Source organism: Mycobacterium sp. NPDC003449 (genome assembly GCF_053588415.1).
Genome location: NZ_JBSFPX010000042.1, coordinates 1 through 14,506 on the forward strand (window position 1 = coordinate 1; position 14,506 = coordinate 14,506).

15 protein-coding genes and 1 pseudogene are annotated in these 14,506 nt (G+C 66.8%); 11 read left to right on the plus strand and 5 right to left on the minus strand.

Annotated features, from left to right (window positions below; all coding sequences use genetic code 11):
* The 9 genes from ACWDTP_RS13605 to ACWDTP_RS13645 all read left to right on the plus strand — a co-directional run.
* The coding region (locus ACWDTP_RS13605; protein WP_450020439.1) for an ABC transporter substrate-binding protein at positions 1 to 1,126 on the plus strand (1,126 nt) is incomplete at its 5' end.
* 13 nt (positions 1,127 to 1,139) lie between these two features.
* The gene (locus tag ACWDTP_RS13610) at positions 1,140 to 2,021 is read left to right on the plus strand and encodes an ABC transporter permease (RefSeq protein WP_450020441.1); all 882 of its coding nucleotides are present in this window, start codon (positions 1,140 to 1,142) and stop codon (positions 2,019 to 2,021) included.
* Positions 2,018 to 2,818, plus strand: coding sequence for an ABC transporter permease (locus ACWDTP_RS13615; protein WP_450020443.1), 801 nt, complete (start codon positions 2,018 to 2,020; stop codon positions 2,816 to 2,818). The genes ACWDTP_RS13610 and ACWDTP_RS13615 overlap by 4 nt, the downstream gene beginning before the upstream one ends.
* Positions 2,808 to 3,896, plus strand: a complete 1,089-nt coding sequence (locus ACWDTP_RS13620) for an ABC transporter ATP-binding protein (protein WP_450020445.1) — start codon at positions 2,808 to 2,810, stop codon at positions 3,894 to 3,896. Before ACWDTP_RS13615 ends, ACWDTP_RS13620 begins: the two co-directional genes overlap by 11 nt.
* Positions 3,897 to 3,960: 64 nt before the next feature.
* A complete protein-coding gene (locus ACWDTP_RS13625; RefSeq protein ID WP_450020446.1) occupies positions 3,961 to 5,379 on the plus strand; it encodes an NAD(P)/FAD-dependent oxidoreductase in 1,419 nt (472 codons plus the stop codon).
* A 4-nt stretch (positions 5,380 to 5,383) separates the two neighbouring features.
* Entirely contained in the window at positions 5,384 to 5,734 is a 351-nt protein-coding gene (locus ACWDTP_RS13630) for a cupin domain-containing protein (protein WP_450020448.1), read from the plus strand.
* Positions 5,735 to 5,888: 154 nt separating this feature from the next.
* Entirely contained in the window at positions 5,889 to 7,292 is a 1,404-nt protein-coding gene (locus ACWDTP_RS13635; protein ID WP_450020449.1) for an IS1380 family transposase, read from the plus strand.
* A gap of 145 nt (positions 7,293 to 7,437) precedes the next feature.
* On the plus strand, positions 7,438 to 8,346 hold the full coding sequence (locus ACWDTP_RS13640) for a sigma-70 family RNA polymerase sigma factor (protein ID WP_450020451.1): 909 nt from the start codon (positions 7,438 to 7,440) through the stop codon (positions 8,344 to 8,346).
* A complete protein-coding gene (locus tag ACWDTP_RS13645; RefSeq protein WP_450020453.1) occupies positions 8,346 to 8,870 on the plus strand; it encodes a PPOX class F420-dependent oxidoreductase in 525 nt (174 codons plus the stop codon). Before ACWDTP_RS13640 ends, ACWDTP_RS13645 begins: the two co-directional genes overlap by 1 nt.
* Here the strand turns inward: ACWDTP_RS13645 and ACWDTP_RS13650 are convergent.
* Positions 8,821 to 9,435 (minus strand): annotated as a pseudogene (locus ACWDTP_RS13650) (carboxymuconolactone decarboxylase family protein); the annotation flags it as partial. The gene ACWDTP_RS13645 and the pseudogene ACWDTP_RS13650 overlap by 50 nt on opposite strands.
* A gap of 103 nt (positions 9,436 to 9,538) precedes the next feature.
* Here ACWDTP_RS13650 and ACWDTP_RS13655 point away from each other — a divergent pair.
* Positions 9,539 to 10,387, plus strand: coding sequence for a hypothetical protein (locus tag ACWDTP_RS13655; protein WP_450020455.1), 849 nt, complete (start codon positions 9,539 to 9,541; stop codon positions 10,385 to 10,387).
* 62 nt (positions 10,388 to 10,449) lie between these two features.
* Here ACWDTP_RS13655 and ACWDTP_RS13660 read toward each other — a convergent pair whose 3' ends face one another.
* Genes ACWDTP_RS13660 through sdhC form a run of 4 tightly spaced genes read right to left on the minus strand, consistent with a single transcriptional unit; the run spans position 10,450 to position 13,887 of the window.
* Positions 10,450 to 11,235, minus strand: a complete 786-nt coding sequence (locus ACWDTP_RS13660; protein ID WP_450020457.1) for a succinate dehydrogenase iron-sulfur subunit — start codon at positions 11,233 to 11,235, stop codon at positions 10,450 to 10,452.
* A 3-nt stretch (positions 11,236 to 11,238) separates the two neighbouring features.
* Positions 11,239 to 12,993 carry a succinate dehydrogenase flavoprotein subunit gene (sdhA, locus tag ACWDTP_RS13665; RefSeq protein WP_450020459.1) on the minus strand — a complete coding sequence of 585 codons (1,755 nt, stop codon included), beginning with the start codon at positions 12,991 to 12,993 and terminating at the stop codon, positions 11,239 to 11,241.
* 10 nt (positions 12,994 to 13,003) lie between these two features.
* Entirely contained in the window at positions 13,004 to 13,474 is a 471-nt protein-coding gene (locus ACWDTP_RS13670; RefSeq protein ID WP_450020461.1) for a succinate dehydrogenase hydrophobic membrane anchor subunit, read from the minus strand.
* On the minus strand, positions 13,471 to 13,887 hold the full coding sequence (gene sdhC / locus ACWDTP_RS13675) for a succinate dehydrogenase, cytochrome b556 subunit (RefSeq protein ID WP_450020463.1): 417 nt from the start codon (positions 13,885 to 13,887) through the stop codon (positions 13,471 to 13,473). The genes ACWDTP_RS13670 and sdhC overlap by 4 nt, the downstream gene beginning before the upstream one ends.
* A 213-nt stretch (positions 13,888 to 14,100) precedes the next feature.
* On the opposite strand from sdhC, the gene ACWDTP_RS13680 reads away from it, so the two are divergent.
* The gene (locus ACWDTP_RS13680; protein ID WP_450020465.1) at positions 14,101 to 14,499 is read left to right on the plus strand and encodes a cytidine deaminase; all 399 of its coding nucleotides are present in this window, start codon (positions 14,101 to 14,103) and stop codon (positions 14,497 to 14,499) included.
* Positions 14,500 to 14,506 lie beyond the last annotated feature (7 nt).

Consider the following 14,506-nt stretch of genomic DNA (forward strand, 5'->3'; position numbering starts at 1 on the left):
GATCTCCACGGCCACCCCCGTCACCCGCCGCCTGCCGGCGGTGCTCGCCGCAGGCGTGCTCCTCACCGCGGCATGTACCCCGGCCGGTCCCGAGTCTTCCGATATCGATCTCGGCAGCGGACCGCCCAAAGCCGGTACTGTGAAGGAGGGCGCCCTCGACGGGATGACGCTGACGTTCGTCTCGTACGGCGGCATCTTCCAGGACGGCCAGACGAAGGCGGCCATCGAGCCGTTCGCCGCGCAGTCCGGGGCCAAGATCCTGCAGGACGGGCCCACCGAGAACTCGAAGATCAAGGCACAGGTCGACTCCAAGAACGTGACCTGGGATGTGGTCGACAGCACCAACGTGTTCACCGCCAAGAACTGCGGCACGTTGTTCATGCCGCTGGACACCAGCATCGTGGACATCAGCAAGCTCCCCGAGGGCACCAAGACCGACGACTGTTCGGTTCCGGCAATGGGATACGGCCTGATCGTGGTCTACAACACCCAGAAGTACGGTGCGAACCCGCCGAAGACCTGGGCCGATTTCTACGACACCGCGAAATTCCCCGGTAAGCGGGCCATCGAGGGCGTGCCGGGGGAGCTCGATCCCGGTGTGCTCGAGGGCGCCCTGCTCGCCGACGGGGTCGCGCCCGACGCGATGTACCCGATCGATCTGGACCGGGCATTGAACAAGATGGACACCATCCGGGGTGACACGGTCTTCTGGACCACGGGCGCGCAGTCCCAACAACTGATCGAATCCGGTCAGGTCGACATGGCGCTGGTGTGGAGCGGTCGGGCCTACTCGGCGGTGAAGAACGGCGCGCCGTTCGTTCCGATGTGGAACCAGTGGATGCCCGAGGCCGACACCATCGCGGTGCCCGTCGGCGCCAAGAATCCCAAGGCGTCCATGGCGCTGATCAACTTCTATCTCGGCGCCGAGCAGCAGGCCAAGCTGACCGAGCTGACGTCCTACAGCCCGATCAACGTCGATGCCAAGCCGAAACTCGATGCGCTCGCCCAGTCGTACCTGACCACCACCCCGGAGCGGGACAAGGACAAGTTCCCGCTCGACCTCGCGTACTGGGCCGAACACCAGGAAGAGATCGCGTCCAAGTACACGGCCTGGCTCGCGGGCTAGGAGGTTCCGGCGCATGTCGATGGTCGACGTCCTCGCGGGCGCTCCGCCGCCGAAGGCTCAGCCGGCGAGCGCCGGGCGCCGGCTGGGCGAGGTCGGCCTGCTGCTGCCGTCGATCCTGCTCGTGGTCGGGGTGTTCGGCTTGCCGCTGGCCATCATGTTCTGGCAGGCGTTCAGCGATCCGGAACTCGGCTTCGGCAACTTCTCCTGGTACCTGGGCGATTCGGTGCAGCGCGAGGTGCTGCTGCGCACCTTCACCACGGGTCTGGAAGTCACGCTGATCTGCCTGGTCCTCGGTTACCCGTACGCGTATGCCATGGTCGCGTTCGGGCCCGCGGTGCGGATAGCGCTGACCCTGGTGGTGCTGGTCCCGTTCTGGACCAGCCTCATGGTGCGCACGTTCGCCTGGGTGATCCTGTTGGAGGACGGCGGACCGGTCCAGACCCTGCTGTCGTTCATCGGGCTGGGCGGGGTGCCGTTGCTGCGGACCAATCTGGGTGTGGTCATCGGCATGAGTCAGATCCTGCTGCCGTTCATGGTGTTGCCGCTGTACGCGGTGATGTCGGGCATCGACCGCAGGCTCGTCCTCGCATCGTCGAGTCTCGGTGCGCGGCCGGTCATCTCGTTCGTGCGGATCTGGGTTCCGCTGTCGATGCCCGGCATCGGGGCCGGCTGCCTGATGGTGTTCATCAGCAGCCTCGGCTTCTACGTGACGCCGGCGCTGCTCGGGGCCCCCGACGATGCGCTGATCAGCCAGCAGATCTACGTGCAGGTCACCAGCCTGCTGGCCTGGGGCAGGGGCGGGGCGATGGGTGTGGTGCTGCTGCTGGTCACCTTCCTGGTGCTGGCCGTCCTGATGTACCTGCTGCGCCGGAACCGGAAGGAGCGCACGCCGTGACACGACAGGCCAGAACGTTCTGGCGGATCCTGCTCGGGCTGTTCTGTGTCGGAGTCGGATTGTGGCTGGTGGCACCGTCGTTGATCGTGGTGCCGCTGAGCTTCACCGACCGCCCGTCGTTCGCGTTCCCGCCGAGCGGCTGGTCGACGCGGTGGTATCAGGCGTTCTTCGAAGACCTCGCCTGGATCTCGGCTCTGAAGGCGAGCCTGGAGGTCGGCGTCCTGGTGGCCGTCGTCGCCACCACGTTCGGCACCGCGGCGGCGGTGGCGCTCAGCCGCACCCGGCTGGCCGGCCGGCAGGGGATACGGGCATTCCTGTTGGCGCCCATGGTCGTTCCGGTGATCGTGGTCGCCATCGGCCTGTACGCGATGTTCCTGAGGTTGAACCTGCTCGGCACCCTGTTCGGTTTCGTCATCGCGCACAGCATGCTGGCGCTGCCCTTCGTGATCGTGCCGGTGATGGCCAGCCTGCAGGGATTCGACCGGCGCCTGGAGGATGCTGCCGCGATCTGCGGGGCCGGCCGGTGGACCACGTTCCGTACCGTCACGCTGCCGCTGGTGGCACCGGGCGTGCTGTCGGGGGCCCTGTTCGCGTTCGCGACGAGCTTCGACGAGGTGGTGCTGTCGTTGTTTATCCAGAACCCGTATCTGCAGACTCTTCCGGTGAAGATGTACGCCTCGGTCACCCGCGACACCGACCCCACCATCGCCGCGGCCGCCACGCTCATCCTCGTCCTCACCACCTGTCTGACTGTCGTCGCAGGCATCTATTCGCTCAGGAGGAACCGTGTCCGTTGAGGCCGCTCCGCACGGTGCGTCGATCACGTTGCGGCGCTTGACCAAAACCTACGGGTCGGTGACGGCGGTGGACGCCATCGACCTCGACGCCAGGCCGGGGGAATTCCTGACCCTGCTCGGGCCCAGCGGTTCGGGCAAGACGACGACGCTCAACATGATCGCCGGGTTCGCCGACGTCACCGAGGGTGAACTGCTGATCGACGGGCGGCCGGTCGCCGATCTCCCGCCGTACCGGCGCAACATCGGCATGGTGTTCCAGCATTACGCCCTGTTCCCGCACATGACGGTGGTCGACAACGTCGAATATCCGCTGCGCCAGCGCAAGGTCGCCAAGGCGCAGCGCCGGGAGAAGGTCGCCGCCGCACTGCGCACGGTGGGCCTCGACGGGTACGGCAAGCGTATGCCCAAGGAGTTGTCCGGTGGCCAGCAGCAGCGGGTCGCGCTCGCCCGGGCCATGGTCTACGAACCGCGGGTGCTGTTGATGGACGAGCCACTCGGTGCGCTCGACAAGAAGCTGCGCGATTCGCTGCAACTGGAGATCAAGCGCATCCACGGCGAACTCGGCACCACCTTCGTCTACGTCACGCACGACCAGGACGAGGCGCTGGTGCTGTCGGACCGGATCGCGGTGTTCAACAACGCCCGCATCGAACAGATCGGGTCGCCGAGCGAGCTCTACGAACATCCCAAGAGTGTCTTCGTGGCCCGGTTCCTCGGCGAGTCGTCGCTGTTCCACGGAACACTGGACGACAGCCACGTCGTGACCGCTTACGGCAGGCGGCTCGTGGCCGAGCGTGGTGGTGCCTCCCGCGGCGCGTCCGTGGCGGTCGTGGTGCGGCCCGAACGGCTTCGCATCGTCACCGGCGACGCCGAGCCCGAGGCCGTCAATGCGGTGCCGGGCACCGTGGTTCAGGAGATCTATCTCGGCAACTCCCGCAAGGTCGAGATCAGGCTGCCCGACGACACCGTCGCGCTGGTCCGGGAAAGCGCGGACGACATCACCGCGACCGAGGCCGGCCAACAGGTGTGGTTGACCTTCGATCCCGGCGTCGCTGCGGTGCTGCCCGCCGACGAGTGACCGGTCCGCCTCGCGGGCAGCGCTTTCCACCGAATTCACCTTCCACGAGCACAGGAGAACGAAGATGTCCCCCCACGGTCGTCCGCCCAGCGGGCTCGCCAACGACTTCGTGAACGGCAGCGTGTCGTTCTGGTACCGCGCGGCCGGCTGGCCGGAGTCGCGGCCCCCGCTTCCGGGTTCGCTGGAGGCCGACGTGTGCATCGTCGGGGCCGGCCTGACCGGTCTGTGGTCCGCGTACTACCTCAAACGCGAACAGCCCGACCTGCGAATCGTCATGCTGGAGAAGGAGTTCGCCGGATTCGGTGCGTCCGGCCGCAACGGTGGTTGGCTGTCCGCGGAACTCGCGGGCTCCCGCGACGCCTACGCCTCGACGCACGGCCACGACGGTGTCGTCCGGCTGATGCGGGCCATGCGGGCTGCCGTGGACGAGGTCATCGGCATCACCCGGTCCGAAGGCATCGACGCCGATATCGTCAAGGACGGCGTGCTGCACATCGCCCGTAATCAGGCGCAGATGGGCCGGTTGCGCGAATCGCTCGACTACGAACGCGACTGGGGGGCGACCGCAGACGATTTCACGGTGCTCACCGGCGACGAATCCAACGCCCGGATCCGGGTCGAGCGGGCCATGGGTGCGCTGTTCACGCCGCACTGCGCCCGCGTGCAACCGGCCAAGCTGGTGCAGGGCCTGGCCAGGGTGGTCGAGGGCATGGGCGTGACGATCTACGAGCAGACCGAGGTCACCGCCATCAAGACGCACCGCGCCGTCACCGGCCGCGGTGATGTCCGCGCACCGGTGATCCTGCGCTGCCTTGAGGGATTCACCGCGACCTTGCCGGGACAACGCCGCGAGTGGCTGCCGATGAACTCGTCGATGGTGGTGACCGAACCCCTTCCCGATTCGGTTCGGCGGCAGGTCGGTTGGCAGGGGGCCGAGCTCCTCGGCGACTACGCCCACGGCTACATGTATGCCCAACGCACGGCGGACAACCGGATCGCGCTGGGCGGGCGGGGGATCCCTTACCGCTATGGATCCGGTCTCGACCATCGCGGAGCCACCCAGCAGTGGACCATCGACGCGCTGGTCGGCCTGGTTCGCGAGATGTTCCCGGCGACACGCGATGTTCCTATCGCGCACGCGTGGTGCGGTGTGCTCGGGGTGCCGCGGGACTGGACGGCCACCGTCGACTTCGACCGGACGACCGGGCTCGGCACCGCGGGCGGTTATGTCGGCAGCGGCCTGACCACCACCAACCTGGCCGGACACACCCTCGCCGATCTGGTGCTGGGGCGTGACTCCGACCTCACCCGGCTGCCCTGGGTGGGACGACGGGTCCGCAAGTGGGAACCCGAGCCGCTGCGATGGCTCGGGGTACAGGCGATGTACGCGCTGTACCGCACCGCGGACCGGCGTGAGTCCACCCACGGCCTGACCGGCACCAGCCGGCTCGCCCGGGTGGCCAACAAGATCACCGGACGTTGACCAGATGGAGACGAATGTGAACCTGCGCCATGTCGACGCCACCGCGGTCGAACTGCCTGCGCCGCAACCGAAACCGACCAGCATCAGCGGTCAGCTGGAGTCGTCGGTCGATGTCTGGGCTGATGATGTGGCCGGCAGCGGCGTGTGGGAGTGCGGCCCGGGGGAGTTCACCGCGGACCGGTCCGGCGCGACCGAGGTGTGCCACATCATCTCCGGCTCGGGCACGGTGGTCGGCGAGGACGGCACCAGGGCCGAGATCGGACCGGGTTCGCTGCTGGTCCTGCCCAGGGGGTGGCGGGGCACCTGGATGGTCAGGGAGACCATCCGCAAGACCTACGTCCTGGTGGGTGTCTGAGGACCGCGCACGCCTGCCGCCAGATCCGCCCTAAACCTCGATCCACCGATGAATTGGCTGGTCATGGGGTGTCGGAATGAGGAAAGTGCCCCTTGAGCTGGAAGGATTGGTGTTCTCTACGCATCAATCAGATCAGTTCAGAAAGGCACTTCCGGTGCAAGTGTCCCATAGGTTCGCTGCGTCGTCGGCGGTCTTCGACGATGAGCATCTCGTGTCGTGTGCCGGACTGGTGCCGGTTATGACGTTGGCCACCCTGACTGGACTGCCAGATCTGTTGGCCGACAAGATCTCCATCCCCGCACCGAAGATCAAGTCGGGTGCGGCCAACCCGGCACCGAAGCTGGCCACAGTGATCGCCGGGATGTGCGCCGGCGCCGACAGCATCGACGACCTCGAGATCGTGCGCTCTGGTGGCATGAAAGCACTGTTCGACGACGTATACGCACCATCGACAATCGGAACTCTGTTGCGCGAGTTCACCTTCGGACACGCCCGCCAACTCGAATCAGTGCTGCGTGAGCATCTGGCTGCGCTCTGCGAGCGCGTCGATGTGCTGCCCGGCGCTGACACCCAGGTGTTCATCGACATCGACTCCCTGCTGCGACCGGTCTACGGTCACGCAAAACAGGGCGCCTCCTACGGACACACCAAGATCGCCGGCAAGCAGGTCCTGCGCAAGGGTCTGTCGCCGTTGGCCACCACGATCAGCACCCCTGGTGCGGCGCCGGTGATCGCCGGGATGCGTCTGCGGGCCGGCAGGACCGGCTCCGGCAAAGGGGCCGGCCGGATGGTTGCCCAGGCCATCACCACGGCTCGCGCGGCCGGGTCCAGCGGCCAGATCCTGGTGCGCGGTGATTCGTCCTACGGCACCCGCTCTGTCGTCGGCGCCTGTCGACGCCATGGTGCGCAGTTCTCGGTGGTCATGGGCCGCAACGCTGCGATCGACCGGGCCATCAATGCCATCGAGGAGTCCGCGTGGACGCCGGTGAAATATCCGGGCGCGGTGCGTGATCCCGACACCGGCGAGTGGATCTCTGATGCCGAAGTCGCTGAAATCGGCTACACCGCGTTCGCGGCCACCACAGACCGGTTCACCGCTCGCCTGGTGGTGCGTCGGGTCAAAGACGCCCGCTTCCGCGACGCCTTGTTCCCGGTCTGGCGGTATCACCCGTTCTTCACCAACACCGACCTACCGACCGTCGACGCCGACATCACCCACCGCCAGCACGCGATCATCGAAACCGTGTTCGCCGACCTCATCGACGGCCCGCTGGCCCACATGCCGTCGGGGCGGTTCGGCGCCAACTCCGCCTGGGTGCTGTGCGCGGCCATCGCCCACAATCTGCTGCGCGCTGCCGGCGTCTTGGCCGGCGGCACTCACGCGGTGGCCCGCGGTGCCACTTTGCGCCGCAAGATCGTCACCATCCCCGCCCGGCTGGCTCGGCCCCAACGCCGACCCGTCCTGCACCTACCCAGCCACTGGCCCTGGGCGCAGCACTGGCTCCGGTTGTGGCGCAGCATCATCGGCCATAGCCCACCAGAAACCGCCACCACCTGACCCTCGCTGAAAGGCCTACCGGAGCACACAGGAAAAGCTGGGCAGACCAGCCGATAACCCCTGCTCACGACCGCCGCGACCAAAAAAACAGCCTCCTCAGCCGCCACTCCTCCAGTCATCGGTGGATCGAGGCTAAACTGGGCCCATGACCGCGAGCGCTCGGGTCGGTGACTTCGAGGAGCTGCGTCCACATCTGCTGGCCGTGGCCTACCGACTCACCGGAACCTTCGCCGACGCCGAGGACATCGTCCAGGACGCCTGGATCCGGTGGGACTCCAACCGCGGCCAGATCAACGACCTGCGCGCCTGGCTGACCACCGTCGTGAGCCGGCTCGGCCTGGACCGGTTGCGCTCGGCGGCCCACCGGCGCGAGGCCTACTACGGGGAATGGTTGCCGGAGCCCGTCGTCACCGGATTCGACGGCAGCGACCCGTTGTCGGCGGTGGTGGCCGGGGAGGACGCCCGGTTCGCGGCCATGGTGGTGCTGGAACGGCTGACCCCCGATCAGCGGGTGGCCTTCGTGCTGCACGACGGGTTCGGCGTGCCGTTCACCGAGATCGCCGAGGTGCTCGGGGTCAGTGACTCCTCGGCCCGGCAGCTGGCGTCGCGGGCGCGCCGCGCCGTCGCCGACACCCCGCCCCCGGTGGCCGACGACACCCACAACGAAGTGGTGGGAAAACTGATGGCGGCGCTGGCCTCAGGCGATATGAACGCCGTGGTGCATCTGCTGCATCCGGACGTCACGTTCACCGGCGACTCCAACCGCCGGGCGCCGACCGCGCCACGGGTCATCCACGGTTCGGAGAGGGTGGCACGCTTCCTGCTCGGGCTGTCCCGGCGTTACGGGCCGAACATGATGACGACCGCTCAGCTGGTGCTGGTCAACGGCGAGCTGGGCGCCTACACCCCGGGGGCGCCTGCCGCCGACAGCTACGCCGAGATGATGCCGCGGATCACCGCGATGACGGTGCGCGACGGAAAGATCTGCGCCGTCTGGGATATCGCCAACCCCGACAAGTTCACCGGGTCCCCGCTACACGGCGCTGCGACGTGATGCCCACCGACCCCGGCGGCCTGGCCCAGACCTTCGGCAAGGTGATGTTCCGCGGCATGGACAAGCTGCGGCACCGCGACGCCTTCGGCATCGGTGAACCGACCGGCACCGACTTCACCGGATTCGACCGCTACCGCCAGATCGTGCTGGTGACGTTCAAGAAGTCCGGTGAAGCCGTGCCGAGCCCGGTCAACCACGGCGTCGCGGACGGCAGGCTCTACGTCCGCACCGACGCGTCGAGGGCAAAGGTCAAGCGCATCCGCAACAACCCCGATGTGCTCGTGGTGGGCAGCAATCTGCGTGGCAGGCCCAGCGGTCCGGTCGTCGCCGGCGTGGCGCGCATCCTGCCCGAGACCGAACACGCGCACGCCGACGCGGTGATCGCGGCGAACTGGAGCCTGCCGATGAAGGTGCTCGAGCGGGGTCTCGATCGGGGTGCGGCGGTCACCGGCCAGGTGGTCGCCTATCTGGAGATCACGCCTGCTGGTCCGCCCAGGGCACCCGGCACGCATCCCCGGAGTTGAAGCCCTGCTCGGTGATGCCCAGCGCCGAATACATCCGGGCCCGCATGTTCTCGACGCCGATCTGGTAGGTCAGCTCGATCACCCCGTCGTCGCCGAACCGCTTGCGCAGATCGGCCACCTGCTCGTCGGTGATGGTGTGCGGATCGGTGGTCATGGCGTTGGCGTAGTCGATCGCGGCCCGCTCGTCGTCGTCGAACAACGGTGAGGTCGCGTAGTCGTCGATGGACTTGAGCCGGTTCACGTCGAGGTTGTCCAGCCGCATCAGCATCGAGCCGAAGTCCACGCACCACGAGCAGCCGACGGTGCGGGCCGTCCAGAACACCGCGAGCTCACGCACATTGGCGGGCAGCTTCTTCGAGCCGGACTGCAGCAGGCCCTCGTGCACAGCGTTGGCGACCAGCAGCCGGGGATGGTGCGCGGCCACCGCGAACGGCTCGGGCACCTCACCGAACTGGCGCTTGGCGTACCAGTACATGGCGCGGGTGAACAGGCCGGCTTGTTTGGGGGTTACGGGGGCGATTCGTGTGGTCATATCCGTTAGACGAGGCAGCCCCGCGATGTGTGACGGCCGAGTGTGAAGACGATGGCGAGAAATCGGCCGTGACTCGTCATCTAGTTCACTCTCGGCGGCAAGGGAACCGGCCGGCTCGTTCCGCCGTCATATCCACATGCCATTTCTGGGCTCTGAGGCGCTGGCGGCGGGCACGGTCAACCGCTATCAGCTGACCACCCGCTACCAGATGATCCACCGCGACGTCTACGTCCCGCGCGGCGGCACTCTCACGCCCGTCGATCGGGCTGTCGCGGCATGGTTGTGGTCGGGACGACATGCAGTGGCCGCGGGGCTGTCAGCCGCTGCACTGCATGGATCGCGGTGGATCGATGCGAAGCTGCCTGCCGAACTGAATCACTCCAGCAGGCACAAGACCGCGGGCATCATCCTGCGCAGTGACCGCCTCGGCACTGATGAGGTCTGCCTGGTACGCGGAATCCGGGCCACGACGCCGGCCAGGACCGCGTTCGATCTGGGGCGCCGGCGCGGCCTCACCGCGGCCGTTATCCAGGTGGACGCGCTGTTGCAGGTCTGCGACCTGAAACTTCTTGATGTGCAGGCACTTACCGATGTTCATCGAGGGGTGCGCGGGCTCGTGCAGTTGCGGCGGGTGCTCGACCTTGCCGACTACGGCGCCGAATCACCGCAGGAGACCAGGCTCCGGTTGTTGCTGACCTCTGCGAACATGCGCCCCACCCAGACTCAGATCGACGTGTTCGACCATGGCCAACACGTGGGCCGGATCGACATGGGGTGGCCGGAGTGGAAAGTCGGCGTGCAGTATGACGGGATCCAGCACTGGACCGATCCGTCGCAGCGCACGCGGGACATCGACCAGAACGTCGAATACCAGGATCTCGGTTGGCGCATGGTTCGCGTCGGTGCCGACCTGCTGCGGCATCGCCAGGGCACCATCATCGCCCGCATCAGGGCCGCTCTCCGCGCTGCCGGCTGCCCAATGTGAAGAAGATCGCGAGATTCTTCGGAAATCTCGCGATCTTCTTCACACTCGGCGGCCGTAAAGACTCAGCGTGCGAACATCAGCGCGCGCTTGACCTCCTGGATCGCCTGGGTCACCTGGATGCCACGCGGGCAGGCCTCGGTGCAGTTGAACGTCGTGCGGCAGCGCCACACCCCGTCCACCTCGTTGAGGATGTCCAACCGCTCGGCGGCCGCCTCGTCACGGGAATCGAAGATGAACCGGTGCGCGTTGACGATCGCGGCCGGGCCGAAATAGGACCCCTCGCTCCAGTACACCGGGCACGACGTGGTGCAGCACGCGCACAGGATGCACTTGGTGGTGTCGTCGAACCGGGCCCGGTCGGTCGCGCTCTGGATGCGCTCCTTGGTGGGCGGGTTGCCGCTGGTGATCAGGTACGGCTTGACCGCGCGGTAGGCGTCGAAGAACGGCTCCATGTCCACCACGAGGTCCTTCTCCACGGGCAGCCCGCGGATCGGCTCGATGGTGATGGTCAGCTGCTTGCCCGCCTTCTTGGGCAGCAGATCGCGCATCAGCACCTTGCAGGCCAGCCGGTTGACGCCGTTGATCCGCATGGCGTCGCTGCCGCACACCCCGTGCGCGCAGGACCGCCGGAACGTCAGCGTGCCGTCCAGGTAGCCCTTGACGTAGAGCAGCAGGTTGAGCAGCCGGTCGCTGGGCAGACACGGCACCCGAAAGCTCTGCCAGCCCGCGGCGTCGGGATCCTCGGGGTTGAACCGGGCGATCTTGAGCGTGACCATGACCGCACCGTCGGGCACGGGCGGCAGGTCCGGGTCGCCGGTCTCCGGTTTATCGATGACAGGTGCACTCATGGGTCAGTACTTCCGTTCCATCGGCTCGTACCGGGTCTGGACGACGGGCTTGTAGTCCAGCCGGATATCGCTGATCAGGTCCTCGCCCTGCTTGTAGGCCATGGTGTGGCGCATGTAGTTGGTGTCGTCGCGGTTGGGGTAGTCCTCGCGGGCGTGGCCGCCGCGGGATTCCTTGCGGTTCAACGCACCGACGACGGTCACCTCGGCCAGCTCGAGCAGGAAGCCGAGCTCGATCGCCTCCAGCAGGTCACTGTTGTAGCGCTTGCCCTTGTCGTGCACCGTGATCCGCGCGTAGCGCTCCTTGAGGGCGTGGATGTCGGTCAGCGCCTGTTTGAGCGTCTCCTCGGTGCGGAACACCGCGGCGTTGTTGTCCATGGACTGCTGCAGCGCGGTCCGGATGTCGGCGACGCGCTCATTGCCGTGCTCGGAGAGGATGTCGCCGACCCAACCGACCACCATGTCGGCCGGGTTGTCCGGCAGGTCGACGAAGTTGTGGTTGTGCGCGTACTCGGCGGCCGCGATACCGGCGCGACGGCCGAACACGTTGATGTCCAGCAGCGAGTTGGTGCCGAGCCGGTTGGCGCCGTGCACCGAGACGCATGCGCACTCGCCCGCGGCGTACAGGCCGGGGATGACGTTGGTGTTGTCGCGCAGCACCTGGCCGTGCACCGTGGTGGGGATGCCGCCCATCACGTAGTGGCAGGTCGGGTAGACCGGCACCAGTTCCTTGACCGGGTCCACCCCCAGGTAGGTCCGGGCGAACTCGGTGATGTCGGGCAGCTTGGCTTCCAGGACGTCCTCGCCGAGGTGACGCACGTCGATGTAGACGTAGTCCTTGTTCGGTCCGGCGCCGCGGCCTTCGAGCACCTCCAGCACCATGGAGCGGGCGACGATGTCGCGGGGCGCCAGGTCGACGATCGTCGGGGCGTAACGCTCCATGAACCGTTCGCCCTCGCCGTTGAGCAGGCGGCCGCCCTCACCGCGCACCGCCTCGGAGATCAGGATGCCCAGGCCGGCCAGGCCGGTCGGGTGGAACTGGTGGAACTCCATGTCCTCCAAGGGAAGTCCCTTGCGGAAGACGATGCCGAGGCCGTCACCGGTCAGCGTGTGGGCGTTGGAGGTGGTCTTGTACATCCGGCCCGACCCGCCGGTGGCGAACACCACCGCCTTGGCGTGGAAGATGTGGATGTCCCCGGAGGCGAGCTCGTAGGCGATGACGCCGGTGGCGACCGGCCCGGCCGGGGTGTCGGTCAGCGCGATGTCGAGCGCGTAGAACTCGTTGAAGAACTCGACGTCGTGTTTGACGCAGTTCTGGTACAGCGTCTGCAGGATCATGTGGCCGGTGCGGTCGGCGGCGTAGCAGGCCCGGCGCACCGGGGCCTTACCGTGATCGCGGGTGTGGCCGCCGAACCGGCGCTGATCGATACGGCCCTCGGGCGTCCGGTTGAACGGCATGCCCATCTTCTCCAGGTCGAGCACCGCGTCGATGGCCTCCTTGGCCATGATCTCGACGGCGTCCTGGTCGGCGAGATAGTCGCCGCCCTTGACGGTGTCGAAGGTGTGCCACTCCCAGTTGTCCTCTTCGACGTTGGCCAGCGCGGCGCACATACCGCCCTGGGCCGCGCCGGTGTGCGAACGCGTCGGGTAGAGCTTGGTCAGCACCGCGGTGCGGGCCCGGGGCCCGGCCTCGACCGCGGCGCGCATGCCGGCTCCGCCGGCACCGACGATGACGACGTCGTAGCGATGTTCCTGAATCATCTTGGGTCCCTTATGAGATGTTCGCGTCGAAGGTGACCAGCACGTAACTGCCCAGCACCAACGTGAATCCGGTGGCCAGCAGCAGCACCGCGTTCAGCCAGAACTTGGTGGTGTTCTTGCGGGCGTAGTCACCGATGATGGTGCGCATACCGTTGGCGCCGTGGATATTTGCCAACCACAGCAGGGCCATGTCCCAGATCTGCCAGAACGGCGAGGCCCAGCGTGCGGCCACGTAGTTGAAGTCGATCCGGTACACGCCGTCCTGCCACATCAGCATGATGAACAGGTGGCCCAGAGCGAGAAAGACCAGCGCCACACCGGAGAACCGCATGAACAGCCAGGCGTACTTCTCGAAGTACGGAATGCCCCGTGGTCGCCGCGGGGCCCGCGGATGATCGAGTGCGGCCGGCCGGTCGTGTTCGCGCTCGAGCACCGGCGCCGGCCGGCCGAGCCGGGATTCGCCTGCTCCTGGCGCGCTCACAGGAACCGCTCCGCCATGTGCATGCCCAAGACCCCCAGTGATGCGATGAGGACGACGGCGAAGACGCCGACGACGATGGCCAGCATGAGCCGCTGATAGCGCGGGCCCTGCTGCCAGAAATCGATGAGGATGACGCGGATGCCGTTGAGTGCGTGGAACAGCACCGCCGCGACCAGGCCGATCTCCATCAGGCCGACGATCGGCGTCTTATAGGTCTCGATGACCTCGTTGTAGGCCTGGGGGCTCACCCGCACCAGGGCCGTGTCGAGGACGTGGACGAAAAGGAAAAAGAAGATCGTGGCCCCGGTAATCCGGTGCAGCACCCAGGACCACATTCCCGGATCACCCTTATACAAGGTGCGCCGGCGTGTTTTCCTGGGCTGCGGAGCCGGTACCTCCGTCTGCGTACTCATCGGTCCCTCCAACGCCATCGGTGGACATTCGGGGCCGGTCTGTCGACTAGCCCCAAACCTCGGGGCGACTCTAAACCCATTTGTAGTACCGAACGAACTACGGTGGAGCGGATTGGCGGGCCGATCTGATCGAAGTTAGGCTTGCCTAATCTGCCGCATGGGTCGGCAATTGAATTTACGGAATGCATTCAGAAGCGGAACGGCGGTGGCGTAATGGCCGCGGAAATTGACTGGAATACCTTGCGTAGCAAGGCTATTGAGGTATCTACCGGGGCCTATGCGCCGTATTCGGGATTTCCGGTCGGTGCCGCGGCGCTGGTCGATGATTCCCGGATAGTGGCCGGATGCAATGTGGAGAATGTCTCATATGGCCTAGGTCTCTGTGCCGAGTGTGCTGTGGTCTGCGCCCTGCATTCCGGGGGTGGTGGCCGGCTCGTGGCGCTGGCGTGTGTGGGGCCCGACGGCGGCCCGCTGATGCCGTGCGGGCGGTGCAGGCAGGTGCTGTGGGAGCACGGCGGACCCGACCTTCTCATCGACCATCCGCACGGACCGCGACCGTTACGCGACCTGCTGCCCGACGCCTTCGGTCCCGATGACCTGAACCGGCGGTAACGTCAAG

Excerpts from the sequence above, each read along its gene's own strand:
- ACWDTP_RS13610 (WP_450020441.1), top strand. The coding sequence starts at position 1,140 with ATGTCGATGGTCGACGTCCTCGCGGGCGCTCCGCCGCCGAAGGCTCAG.
- ACWDTP_RS13660 (WP_450020457.1), bottom strand. The coding sequence starts at position 11,235 with ATGAGTGCACCTGTCATCGATAAACCGGAGACCGGCGACCCGGACCTG.
- sdhA (WP_450020459.1), bottom strand. The coding sequence starts at position 12,993 with ATGATTCAGGAACATCGCTACGACGTCGTCATCGTCGGTGCCGGCGGA.
- ACWDTP_RS13680 (WP_450020465.1), top strand. The coding sequence starts at position 14,101 with ATGGCCGCGGAAATTGACTGGAATACCTTGCGTAGCAAGGCTATTGAG.
- ACWDTP_RS13640 (WP_450020451.1), top strand. The coding sequence starts at position 7,438 with ATGACCGCGAGCGCTCGGGTCGGTGACTTCGAGGAGCTGCGTCCACAT.
- ACWDTP_RS13655 (WP_450020455.1), top strand. The coding sequence starts at position 9,539 with ATGCCATTTCTGGGCTCTGAGGCGCTGGCGGCGGGCACGGTCAACCGC.
- sdhC (WP_450020463.1), bottom strand. The coding sequence starts at position 13,887 with ATGAGTACGCAGACGGAGGTACCGGCTCCGCAGCCCAGGAAAACACGC.
- ACWDTP_RS13645 (WP_450020453.1), top strand. The coding sequence starts at position 8,346 with ATGCCCACCGACCCCGGCGGCCTGGCCCAGACCTTCGGCAAGGTGATG.
- ACWDTP_RS13625 (WP_450020446.1), top strand. The coding sequence starts at position 3,961 with ATGTCCCCCCACGGTCGTCCGCCCAGCGGGCTCGCCAACGACTTCGTG.
- ACWDTP_RS13630 (WP_450020448.1), top strand. The coding sequence starts at position 5,384 with ATGGAGACGAATGTGAACCTGCGCCATGTCGACGCCACCGCGGTCGAA.